Raw genomic sequence first — 12,352 nt, forward strand, 5'->3', positions numbered from 1 at the left:
ACGATTATATAAGATAGTAAGATATGGGAATGAAAGACGTTTTTAAAAGGTATTTGGTATTTGTTATCGGATTGTATTTTCTGGCTGCCGGAATAGTGTTGATTGTGCGTTCTGCATTAGGAACCACACCTATATCCAGCGTCAATTATGTGCTAAGCCTGAACAGCCCTTTATCATTAGGAACTTGTACGTTTCTGATCAATATGCTGCTTATTCTGGGACAGTTCTGGGTCATCAGAAAAAATAAGACCCGACAGGACACTATTGAAATACTTCTTCAATTGCCGTTCTCTTTTATCTTTTCGGCATTCATTGATTTTAATATGGCACTCACCAGTAATCTGCATCCCGACAATTACGGAATGTCAATAGCCTTATTACTCACAGGATGCATGATACAATCCATAGGAGTCGTACTCGAACTCAAACCCAAAGTAGCAATGATGAGTGCAGAGGCTTTTGTAAAATACGCCTCCCGCCGTTATAACAAAGAGTTCGGAAAGTTCAAAGTCTGTTTTGATGTTACGCTGGTCACTCTGGCAGTCATACTCTCTCTCCTGCTTTCGCAATGCATCGAAGGTGTTCGCGAGGGGTCTCTTATCGCCGCCTGCATCACCGGATATATCGTCAGCTTCCTGAATCAGAAAATAATGACAAGGAAAACTCTCTACAAATTATTACCTGTATTGAAATAAGTTTTCTCTAGCTCGCTACCAGCAACGTTTCCATCTGTCTGACGATATAAGGTTTCCACTGAACCAGAATATCCTCAAAAGAATCATCCTTCTCCAAAAAGAAAGAAGCACTGAGATTCTTTGTCAGGAAAGGAACTGTCAATGCACTATAAAAAGTATAGAATACGAATGGCAAAGGAACTGTTTTCAGTCTCCCGTCATTCATTTCTTCCTGTAAAACATCCATGATTTTATGGAGATATTGTTCCAGGCGCAACTCCTTGATAGTAGTGCTTAAATGGTTCATATCACGATGCATCTCCCTCACCATGAACAATGGCAAACATGGATTTTCCGTGAATACTTTATAATAAGCATCTACAATTTCACCGATACTCTCGGAGACAGGTTTGTCCTGCTGAATGATTATATCATGTATTTTGGGAATAAAAGAAAGTATGATATTACCAAAAACGGCCTGAAACATCTTATCCTTCGTTCGGAAATAATAGTGAAGTGCCGGTCTGTTGATACCTACTTTAGCAGCGATATCACTCATACTGGTTTCTGCGAACCCATTCTCTATAAATAGTTCTTTGGCAGCCTCAATTATCTTTTTCTCCAAATCTTCATTATTATTAGTTGTTGTCATAATTCATTGTCGCATTTTTCAGATTATCAATAAACAAAAGCATACGGTTTGTTATGTTTACGTCGCTCACACCACTATCAAAGTCTAAAGATAGCAAATTTATATCCGGATAGAAACTTTTTATACGTTTTTCGACTCCTCTGGATACGATATGATTCGCTATGCAGCCAAAAGGTTGCAAACTCACTACATTGTTCACCCCTTGCCGGGCGTAAGACACGATTTCAGCCGGCAACAACCAGCCTTCACCGAATTGGGCATTCAGCGAAATAACGCTTTTAGCTCCTTCCGCTTCTTCAAAGATATCATTGAAGGGGGCAAAGTAACGGAACTTACTTGCTGTCTCATTTATTTTATCAATCTGTTTCTTTACAAACTTGTAGATCCAGTCGTAAATAAACTCAGGCAACTGTCTGTTTTTTATGTAAGAATCCGTATTGACTTTCCTGTTCACAAACCCCTGCATGAAAAAGTCAGCCAGAATCGGCGGAACCACTTCTATCTTGCGGCCTATCAGCCAATCAATGATCTCTTTTTGTGCGAAAGGATTGAATTTCAAGAAGATTTCTCCTACAATTCCGACTTTAGGAGTATCTACAGCCCTACATACCTCATTAAATTCAGTGATTGCCGATTGCAACAAAGAGTTCAACCCCTTTATGTCTCTTCTCAGTATCACTTCAGGTGCCAGTTGCAGGTATTTATCACGCAGCTTTGCCGATGCACCTGCTTCTTTCTCACGTACCACAGACGCATAATAAAACTTAGCAATGCAATCACTATACAAAACGGCATGAAAAGTTATCGGTACTACTTTCATCCAGTTGACCTTGAACGCGGGCTGGTCATTATCTATGTCACTGCCCACAGAGATAGAGATTACCGGAATATCCGTATATCCGGCATCCACCAACGCCTTTTTTATCAAGGAAATATAGTTGCTGGCACGGCATTGTCCTCCCGTTTGGGTGATGGCTACGGCTATTTTTGAAATATCATATTTCCCGCTTTTAAGTGCTTTTATAATATCGCCGACTATCAGAGTAGCCGGATAACAGACCTCATTATTCGCATACTTCAACCCCCATTCACTTGAATCATTATCACTGAGAGGAAGGTTTTCCGCATCATAACCGGCTACTTTCATAATAGCAGGAATCAAAGGTGAAATAAACGGAGTAAAGTAAGGAACGAGTATCTTACGGTCACGGTAAGACTTGTCATAAACAGGAACGGTCGTAAAGTCCTTTACACCGTCTTCCGTTCCATCCGCATTCGCAAGTTTGAGGCTTTCAATCATGGAACGTACTCTCAACTTCATTGAACCGATATTATTGATATCATCCAGTTTCAATAAGGTCAGCGATTTGTTATGACGCATCAGCAAATCCCTTACTTCATCCACCAGAAAAGCATCCGGTCCACATCCGAACGAAGTCATCTCTACAAACTGAATATTCTTTCCTTGTGTCGCACACCATTTCGCAGCCTTCAGGATACGGTTCGTATACGCCCATTGAGCAACAAAATGCGCATCATCCGTCGGTATATCCATCTGACGCACCAAATCATCCGCTATCACATTCACTCCCATATCCGCAAGCATATCCGAGACTTTGTGCTGTATCAGAGAATCGGTATGATAAGGACGTCCGGCAAGCATGACAGTCAAAGTCTCTCCCTTTCCAGTCTGCTGCAATATGTTTTTGTTATAATCGACCAATGTATTAATAAAAGAGTGCTGTTCGCTTTCCGCTTTTTGGAATGCTTGCTGAATCGTCCGATCGTCCACGCTCAAACCGCTCAGATATTCACGGCATTGTTTAAACAACAGATTCCGGTCTTTGAAAGTTATTGCAGGGGAATCAACCGGTATACCTTCGGACTGCACACTTTTGATAACCTCCGAATAACCTGTCACAATCGGACAATTATAACTGTTTTGTTCCATCCCTTTTCTTTCGAAAATAACAAAAGGCATAAAAATCCGGTCGACCTTCTTTTCTATCAAGTCCTGAACATGACTATGTACCAGCTTAGCCGGAAAGCAGATATTGTCCGACATCACCATACGCGCATTGTGCTCATACTTTCTGAAATTGGACGGATCAGACAAACAGACTTGTATGCCACAGGAAGTGAAAAGAGTGTGCCAGAATGGATATTCCTCGTACATATTCAGACATCGGGGGATTCCGATAATCTGCTCGGGTGCTGCAATCTCTGCGCTGCGATGAAACAAAAGCTCTTCTTTTTGCCGATAGACATTCAGACCTTTCCGGTTACTGCTCTCTCCATTCGTGAAAACTTTCTCGCACCTGTTTCCCGAATAATAACTTTTGCCGCTTTCGAACTCGTAACGAATGACCAGACAACGATTATCGCAACTCTTGCAATATAAAGAACGTGCCGAATATTGAGCTTTATTGATAATCTCATCCAATGATACGGACTCCCCCTGATGTTTCATCGCATATAATGCACATCCGAATGCTCCCATCAATTCGGGTGTATCACACCTTGCCACTTCCGCTCCCGAGAGAAGTTCAATGGCACGGACCACCGCATCATTGCGCATGGTGCCTCCCTGCACAACAATATCTTTTCCCAAAACAGATATATCTTTCAGTTTCAACACCTTATACAGGCAATTCTTGACAACGGAATATGCCAGTCCGGCGGCAATATCATTGATCGTTGCCCCCTCCCTGAGTACCTGTTTCACTTTTGAGTTCATAAAAACGGTGCACCTTGTTCCCAAATCACACGGTGCTTCCGAATGGCAGGCTGCCAGAGAAAACTCTTGTGCCGAATACCCCAGAGATTTAGCAAACGTTTCAAGAAAAGAACCACATCCGGAAGAGCATGCTTCATTAATCTCCATCCGGTCAATCACGCCATTATTCACAAAAATAACCTTCATATCCTGTCCGCCGATATCGAGGATAAAAGACACATCCTTGTTCAGATAATGCGCTGCCATATAATGGGCGATCGTTTCGATAATCCCCGAATGAAGCTGAAAGGCAGACCTGATAAGGTCTTCCCCATATCCGGTAGAACAGCTTCCTTTTATATTGAGTACGGCATTCTGCTTCAAACATTCATCGTTCAACTGATTCAGCCCCTCTTCCACAGCTTTTATCGGATTGCCGCCATTAATATTATAATAAGAATACAGAAGCCTTGAATCTTCATCCAGTACAACAATCTTTGTCGTAGTAGAACCTGAATCGATGCCGATAAAGACATCCTGTGTTCCGGCTTTCAAGCCGGAAGATATCATCTTATGACGGGATATTCTTTCTTTCCATGCTTCATATTCTTCATTACTTGCAAAAACAGGTTCCAATCCTGTTGAGGCAAGGTTACCGTTACCGTTTAAAGTAGTGTCAATCTTATCGATCAAATGGGACAGTTTACAGTAATCCTCTTTATCAAGATGAAATAGAGCAGCACCTAGTGCAGGGAGCAAAGTGCCGTTGGCCGGCAGTATGATCTCTTTTTCATCGAGGGACAAATAATCAATGAAGGCTTTCCGCAGTGCCGGAATGAAGGTTAACGGACCACCACAAAACAATACGGGAGTTGTAATATCGCAACCGTGCGCCAGCGTCACTACCGTTTGAACTGCTACCGCACGAAAGATGGAAGCCGCAATATTCTCACGACTTACATTTTTAGCTATCAGATTCTGAATATCCGTTTTACAGAAAACGCCACAACGGGAGGCAATAGGATATACCTGTGTCGCATTCATGGCTAGTTGATTCAATTCATCAATATTCACTCCCAGTATAATCGCCATCTGGTCAATAAAAGCACCCGTCCCTCCTGCGCAATTGCCGTTCATACGCAAATCGGTCGCTTCGGCATCATTAAAGAAGACGACTTTCGCATCTTCTCCTCCGATGTCTATCATGGAAGTCACATGAGAATAATCCTTTTGTATCGCTTTCGCTGCCGCAACAACCTCCTGTACAAACGGCAACGAACATTTCTCTGAAATTCCCATTCCGATAGAGCCTGTTATCCTCACGGAAATATCTTTATCTCCGATTTCAGATAACAGCTCTTTCAAGAATGATAGAATTGTCTCTTTTGCTTTCGCATTGTGTCTCTCGTACTTTGAAAATAATAGATTATCATTTTCATCGACGGCAACTAACTTCGCCGTCGTTGAACCTACATCAATTCCTATTTTAATCATGTTCTACACTATGTTCCCCTAGTTTGACACTATTGTCAAACACAAAAGTAAGAATAAGTTGGACACATCATTTCAATAAGCTTTTTTTTCGGTTCTTTTAACACAAACGAACGATGTCTATTTCTTCCGACTATCTATTTCTTTAAGCAATTCATCCACAGCCATTTTAAGTTGCGTATCCTCTCCTTTCACTATAGTCTCCGGGCTGTTGGCAACCTTGATGTCAGGTTCCAACTGAGTATTTTCCAGATAACTGCCATCCGGTAGACGATAACCGATGATAGGAATCCCAAATACCAATGAAGGGTCCTGCAAAGTTTCCCAAGATACACTTGTCATAGTTCCCGGAACAGGCATACCTACCAGTTTTCCAATGTTCTGATGCTTGTACACCCACGGGGTGCCATGCGCATTCGAATAATTGGCTTCACACTGCAACATAATAGAAGGCTTGTTCCAGCGACGGCTTGGCATATCACAGGCTTCACGTCCGCGTACCACCTGAGTGAAATATTTCTGACCGCTGAAAAGAATTTCAATATCTTCATGCAGACGACCGCCTCCGTTAAAACGGGTATCGATCACAATTCCGTCACAGTTATTGTATTTTCCCAGAATATCCGAGTAAACAGTACGGAAACTGCCATCTCCCATAGATTGAATATGAACGTATCCCAAACGACCGCCGGACCATTTCTCCACATCCTCAGCACGTTGCTTTACCCAACGTTTATATAATAAGCCATTAAGCTGTCCGCTTGTGACAGGTTTTACCACTTCTTCCCAACGTTCCTTATTCTGCGGGTTGTACAGCGAAACCAGTGTTTTCTTTCCTGCCTTATTATTCAAGAGATCAGTGATGTCCTTATCCGGAGTTATTTCCTCCCCGTTGATCTTTTCTATAATACACCCTGCCTTTACTTTGGTACGGGAATGATCGAACGGCCCTTTCTCTACGATTTCAGCAATCTGCATACCCTTTCCCTGATAATTCCAGTCAAACAATAAGCCCAGATTAGAGGTTACATCCCCATTGCCCCTCGGAGAATAGCGCCCTCCGGTATGCGAAACATTCAGTTCACCTAACCATTCGCTCAGTAATTCTGCAAAGTCATAGTTATTATCAATATGTGGCAGGAATTTACGATAGGCAGCTGTCATGGCATTCCAGTCCACTCCGTGCATATTAAGATTGTAGAAACGTTTTTGATGTTGTTTATATACATGATCGAACATTGCCTCACGTTCGGCTGCCAAATCCATTTTCATTTCAGCCTGATAACTGATAGATTTCAGAGCATCCGACTTCGCGTCCATTTTCTGCATATTTCTGCTTCCCAGCAAGAAGATATCTCCTTTTTTATCCAGCATCAGTGATGACCAGCCGGAATTAAGTTTATGGAGACGCTTCGTCCCTTTTTCACGAAGATTCATTTTCCAAAGGTCATATCCCTCTTCGAAAGCAGAGAAATAATACAGATTTTCTCCATCTTTGGAAAGAATAGCACTACCTAAATCAGAAGAGTTAGGAGTCAGGCGTACAATACGGTCCTCAATACCGCTGAGTTCCACAACAATATCTTTCTTGTCTGCCTTGTCCTTTTCGGTATCCTCCTTATCTCCTTCTTTGTCTACCTTATCTTTTTCTTTGTCTGCCTTTTCCTTTTTAGACTGACTTCCGTCCTTTTTCTTATCACCGTCTTTCTCCTTTGCTTTCTTCTGCTCCTTTTCAAATTCTTTGAGCAGTTCGAAATCCTCTTTACTCAAACGGTAACGGTCGTAAGCATCCTGATTCAAGAATACCAGCATCACATCCTGTTGTGATCCCCAGGAAGCATGGGCACGCATACCATAACGTTCGGTCTGGAACAGAATGGCATTTCCATCCAGTACCCAACGTGGAGAGCCGCTAATATAACCACTGTTAGTCAGATTAGTGATAGTACCTCCCTGCGCACTGACAATGCCGATATCCGAATAGGGATCATGACGATTGCCGATAAACTCAAGCGTAAACCACTTGCCATCGGGCGACCATTCGTAGTCGAATCCGCCTCCTGTATTGTACCATGTAGAACCGTCTGTCACCTGACGTACTTTTTTAGTTTTCAGGTTGAGTACCATCAACCGGCTACGGTCTTCGATAAAAGCCAATTCCTTACCATCCGGAGAGTATTGCGGGTAAGCACGTTCTACGGTTTTAGAGGGGAGCAATACTTCCTCTTCAATAAGAGTGGCGTTAGGGAAATTCGCCTCTTCTTTACGAGCTATCTTAGCGGTATAAAGTTGCCAGTTGCCGGTCCGCTCGCTGGCATAAACCAGTGTACGGTTGTCGGGAGCAAAAGATACACCGGATTCCTTTGCCGGAGTATTTGTTATTTGCTTGGTCGTAGCATAATCGGTTGAAGTCACAAAAACATCACCTCGCACAATAAAAGCCACCTGCTTGCCATCCGGAGACACAGAAGCAGAAGTCGCACCCTGAGAAAATCTGAGAGTAGCAATCTCTTTTTCATCATCACGCACAAGATCAACATTTACTTTCTTCGGGCGGGCATTGGGCTCTTGTGTATAAAGTTCTCCGTCATACGTATAGCATAAAGTTCCTTTATCGCTGATTGACAAGAAACGTACCGGATGCGTGCGGAAAGTGGTGATGGCTTTCACTTCCTGCGGAGTGTTCAGGGCAAAGTTATATACATTAAATGAACCGCCATTGCGCTCACTTAGAAAATAGACCGAATTACCATCCGGTGCATATACCGGATTACGGTCTTCTCCTTCCCGATTGGTCAGATTGGTATGTTTTCCGGTCGAAGCATCGTATAGCCAAACGTCTCTTGTTATAGATGAGGTATGGTGTTTTCTCCATTCATCTTCAAAACCTTTACGGTCCTGATAAAGGAAGTTTTTTCCCGATTTATCAAAGCATACCCATTCGGCAGGAGTAGCCAACACTTGTTCGGTACGTCCTCCGGTAACCGGAACTTTATATAATTCCGTCATGGCTCCGGTAGGAAAAAGGGCACTTTGCGCAGGGTCCTGAATGGAGGCGGAGAAAAGTACAAATTTACCATCCGGAGTGAAAGCCGAAGGAATCTCCGAGGCAGAATGATAAGTCAACCGACGTGCAGTTCCTCCATCGGCAGACATGATAAAGAGATCGAAGTTCCCATTCCGGTCGCTGGCAAACGCGATTTGTTTACCATCTGGCGACCAGACGGGATTAGCCTCATAAGAAGCTTGTGTTGTTAATTGGGTAGCGGTTCCCCCTTGAACGGGGACTTTGTAAATGTCGCCTTTATAACAAAAGACGATTTCCTTTCCGTCCGGTGAGATACGTGCATCACGCATCCACAAAGGGGTAATAGCATAGCTGGATAATGCAGTCAGTACCAGCGCTAAAGAGATGATTATTTTCTTCATATTATTGTATGTTTATATATTTATTCTATATTCCTTGTTTCATGAGAAGACCGTATTTCTAGTTAGTTTAAGTCACTTCCGATATTTTAGCGATTTTTTCCATGTGACTGCTGTCTGTTCCACAACACCCACCAAATATTTTAAGATGACAATCAGATTTCAACTTTAAAATAGCTTCACTCAGATCGGCTGCCGAAGAAGTATGTAAATGATTTGCTCCATCCAATTCTTTATATGACAATTGGGAAGTATTTGCTTGTATACCCCAAAAGCGAGATTTTACCGTTTGTGTTTGATTGAACTTATGAGAAAGTGCTTCGTAAACAATATCAGGATGAACACAATTTGTCATATAGCACACAGGTTTGTTAGACACATGATTATCAATGCAATGTATGGCATCATCAATGGTATGCCCATCTATCAGTTTTCCGTCTCTTTGAATCGTAAAGCTGATAATATAAGGAATATCCGTATCAGACATAGCGACTGCCATCCCGATAGCTTCCGTCAATACAGGCATAATACCTGCATATAAAAAATCAACTTTGGCAGATTTAAACAAACCGGCCTGCCAACTATGGAAGTCTATTGCCTCTTCCAGATTTAGAGCCTCTTCGCCAGTGTATGCATCTCCCTTACATCCCATCAAACCACCGATATACATATCTACATTTGCTGCTTCTTTTATGGAACGAAGAAAATCCACATTATCTGCAATAATGGATTCATTGTATCCAGCCATATAAATCCGTTCTTTATTGGCCCTTCTTGTTGGAGTTGTTGCAAGAAATGGTAGTTGATACCTATATGCAATATCAATATATTCATTCCATAGCGTTTCTAATGCCAGTCTACCTTTCTGCTGATAGACTAAGTCAGCCATTGCAACAGTACCACTGATATCCAAATCAAACTCCCTTTTTAGTCGCTCGCCTAAAGCACCTTCCATTAATATAAAGGGATAAGAATCTATGCAGTCTTTAAAATTCATCCAGTTTGTTTTTATATATTCTTGTTTAGTCGTCGCAGATTATTATAACAGAGAATCCGTCTGAATCAATTTCCCTGTATGGTTATAAAATATTCTGTCTCCAAAATCCTTATAGAAGAAAGCATATTTATCTACTCCCGTACAATGACAGACACCTATCTTTTGAGGTAAATATTCGTGCAAATAATCAGCAATAACCTGATATTTGGATTCTTCTGCATTATGAATATGAAATCCACCTAAAAGCAAATTACAGGGGAGTTCCGGAAATGCCGTTCTTACAGTCCGCAATATATTTGTAATACCCCGGTGGGAACAGGCACTTAAAATGGAAAGTCCTTCAGGCTCAACCAGTACCATAGCTAACTCGTCCGGAAAGGTATCGGGGACTCTAGAACCATCTTCCTTTTGAATCCAAAATCGTTCAAAATGTGTATCCTTCGGGTCTATAATATCCACAGAGGGAAAAAGAAATACTCCGGGAACCAGTTCAGTCAACTCATCAATAAAACGAAAACGAGAAAGATCAAGCGAGCGTGTATATTTCATTCCATTCTCACGTTCATCCTTGAATTTAGAAAAAAACACTTCGCGTTTGCAGACAACCGTTGCTTCGGCATTTAGTTCAAGAAAATGGCGTAGTCCACCCGTATGGTCACTGTGACCATGAGATAATACTAAATAATCTACTTTTTGCAAGTCAATATTCAATAACCGGGCGTTACGGATAAATAAATCGGAAGCTCCCGTATCAAAAAGTAATCTGTTTTCCGGTGTCTCAATATAGAGGGAAAGACCATGTTCTGCCTGCAATTTACGTCCATAGACACAATTTTCGACAAGAGTCGTTATTTTATAGTTCATGTGGTTTGGTTCTTTATCAAATACTACGAAATAAAAAGTTCTGCTACAAAATTATAATAATTCTACGGCAGAACAAGTAATCAATCAATTTAAATCGACTGTAAGGGTAAAAGATTTTGTTTCAGGCTTCTATTGCCGAATTATTCATTTTGTAGTTTGAATACAAATAATTACTTTTACATCCATATCAAACCCTTTAAATAAAGAATCAAAATGGAGAAAGAAGCAAAAGGTAAAGTAAATACAGTTCAGATACAGTACTATCAATCTCCATGCGGGAAATTGATACTCGGTTCTTTCGAGAACAAGCTCTGTATGTGCGACTGGGTGGTGAGTGAAGAACGCAGAGCAGCAATCGATAAACGAATACAAAAAGCGCTAAATGCTCAGTACGCAATAGAAAACTCTGAAGTGATAACGCAAACGATCAGCCAGCTAGATGAGTATTTTTCCCGTCAAAGGACTACGTTTGATATTCCTCTGCTTCTTGTCGGGACAGAGTTTCAAAAGAGTGTATGGAATGAATTATTAAACATTCCCTACGGAACAACGATATCTTATGCTCAATTATCACAGAGACTGGATAATCCTAAAGCTATCCGTGCGGTAGCCTCTTCGAATGGAGCAAATTCGATTTCAATACTTATTCCTTGTCACAGGGTGATCGGCAGTGATCATAAACTGACCGGATATGCCGGTGGTCTTGTAGCTAAAAAGACTTTATTGGAGCTGGAATCGAACGAAAGAAGATTATTGTAACAGAATCGTTAAACTAAACTTCTCTCATTAAATCCAGACAAAAATATGGTGTCACTATCCCATTACTATAGTGTCACTATCATACTGCTTTAGTGTCACTATCCTACAGGTATAGCGTCACTATATACTCAGCATAGTGACACCATCCTGAAAGGTTGTTATATAAGACGGGAAATGTTTACCTAAAGCGAACGTTTACACCATTTTTCCCATCTCATAGGCTTCCTGCATGTAGGGAGTATCTTTTATTTCTCCTACCTTCCAGGCACCTATTCCATAAATCACTCCTTTTTCCTGCGGATTTTCCAGACAATCAAGGAAGCCACGGAAACCATCAATCGTACGTTCCATCATCCCCTTATCATTCTCCGCCGCTGCAATAATGAAATAAAATTCCTTATTCGTTATTTCCGTATAACGCGCACAACAACGGTCAATCATAATCTTCATCTGTCCGCACATCGTATAGAAATAAACAGGTGTTGCCATTACGATGACATCAGCAGCAATCATTTTCTCTACAATTCCTGCGGCATCATCTTTCTGGGGGCAGGGTTTGCCATACATGCTGCAAACACTACATCCCGTACAAGGATGAATTACTTTCTCTTTCAGAAAAATCTTTTCTACTTCATTGCCTGTTTCGAGAACACCTTTCATAAATTCGTCACAAAGCATATCAGAATTACCGCCCTTTCGGGGGCTGGACGAAATAATCAGAACTTTTTTAGCCATAACTTTATTACTTTTATTTTTTGAATTTCATTAATCAG

At 41.5% G+C, this 12,352-nt stretch carries 8 protein-coding genes; 2 read left to right on the forward strand and 6 right to left on the reverse strand.

The window, feature by feature from the left end; all coding sequences use genetic code 11:
• Positions 1 to 23: 23 nt before the first annotated feature.
• A complete protein-coding gene (locus BT_RS07120; protein WP_011107754.1) occupies positions 24 to 695 on the forward strand; it encodes a YczE/YyaS/YitT family protein in 672 nt (223 codons plus the stop codon).
• Between the two features lie 7 nt (positions 696 to 702).
• Here the strand turns inward: BT_RS07120 and BT_RS07125 are convergent, their stop codons facing one another.
• From BT_RS07125 to BT_RS07145, 5 genes are all read right to left on the reverse strand, one after another.
• Entirely contained in the window at positions 703 to 1,326 is a 624-nt protein-coding gene (locus tag BT_RS07125) for a TetR/AcrR family transcriptional regulator (protein ID WP_011107755.1), read from the reverse strand.
• Complete coding sequence (locus tag BT_RS07130) at positions 1,313 to 5,536, reverse strand: acyl-CoA dehydratase activase (protein WP_011107756.1); 4,224 nt, start codon at positions 5,534 to 5,536, stop codon at positions 1,313 to 1,315. Before BT_RS07130 ends, BT_RS07125 begins: the two co-directional genes overlap by 14 nt.
• 117 nt (positions 5,537 to 5,653) lie before the next feature.
• Positions 5,654 to 8,962 (reverse strand): S41 family peptidase, encoded by a 3,309-nt coding sequence (locus BT_RS07135; protein WP_011107757.1) that lies wholly within the window; start codon positions 8,960 to 8,962, stop codon positions 5,654 to 5,656.
• Between the two features lie 67 nt (positions 8,963 to 9,029).
• Positions 9,030 to 9,956 (reverse strand): homocysteine S-methyltransferase family protein, encoded by a 927-nt coding sequence (locus tag BT_RS07140; RefSeq protein ID WP_008764881.1) that lies wholly within the window; start codon positions 9,954 to 9,956, stop codon positions 9,030 to 9,032.
• Between the two features lie 42 nt (positions 9,957 to 9,998).
• Positions 9,999 to 10,820, reverse strand: a complete 822-nt coding sequence (locus BT_RS07145) for an MBL fold metallo-hydrolase (protein ID WP_011107758.1) — start codon at positions 10,818 to 10,820, stop codon at positions 9,999 to 10,001.
• Positions 10,821 to 11,033: 213 nt separating this feature from the next.
• On the opposite strand from BT_RS07145, the gene BT_RS07150 reads away from it, so the two are divergent.
• Complete coding sequence (locus BT_RS07150; RefSeq protein WP_011107759.1) at positions 11,034 to 11,579, forward strand: methylated-DNA--[protein]-cysteine S-methyltransferase; 546 nt, start codon at positions 11,034 to 11,036, stop codon at positions 11,577 to 11,579.
• Positions 11,580 to 11,774: 195 nt separating this feature from the next.
• Here the strand turns inward: BT_RS07150 and BT_RS07155 are convergent, their stop codons facing one another.
• Positions 11,775 to 12,314 (reverse strand): flavodoxin family protein, encoded by a 540-nt coding sequence (locus tag BT_RS07155; protein WP_011107760.1) that lies wholly within the window; start codon positions 12,312 to 12,314, stop codon positions 11,775 to 11,777.
• Positions 12,315 to 12,352 lie beyond the last annotated feature (38 nt).

It is taken from the genome of Bacteroides thetaiotaomicron VPI-5482 (assembly GCF_000011065.1).
GTDB lineage: Bacteria > Bacteroidota > Bacteroidia > Bacteroidales > Bacteroidaceae > Bacteroides > Bacteroides thetaiotaomicron.

Bases quoted from the DNA above. Each gene is read 5' to 3' on its own strand.
- BT_RS07140 (WP_008764881.1), bottom strand. From the start codon at position 9,956: ATGAATTTTAAAGACTGCATAGATTCTTATCCCTTTATATTAATGGAA.
- BT_RS07155 (WP_011107760.1), bottom strand. From the start codon at position 12,314: ATGGCTAAAAAAGTTCTGATTATTTCGTCCAGCCCCCGAAAGGGCGGT.
- BT_RS07130 (WP_011107756.1), bottom strand. From the start codon at position 5,536: ATGATTAAAATAGGAATTGATGTAGGTTCAACGACGGCGAAGTTAGTT.
- BT_RS07120 (WP_011107754.1), top strand. From the start codon at position 24: ATGGGAATGAAAGACGTTTTTAAAAGGTATTTGGTATTTGTTATCGGA.
- BT_RS07125 (WP_011107755.1), bottom strand. From the start codon at position 1,326: ATGACAACAACTAATAATAATGAAGATTTGGAGAAAAAGATAATTGAG.
- BT_RS07150 (WP_011107759.1), top strand. From the start codon at position 11,034: ATGGAGAAAGAAGCAAAAGGTAAAGTAAATACAGTTCAGATACAGTAC.
- BT_RS07135 (WP_011107757.1), bottom strand. From the start codon at position 8,962: ATGAAGAAAATAATCATCTCTTTAGCGCTGGTACTGACTGCATTATCC.
- BT_RS07145 (WP_011107758.1), bottom strand. From the start codon at position 10,820: ATGAACTATAAAATAACGACTCTTGTCGAAAATTGTGTCTATGGACGT.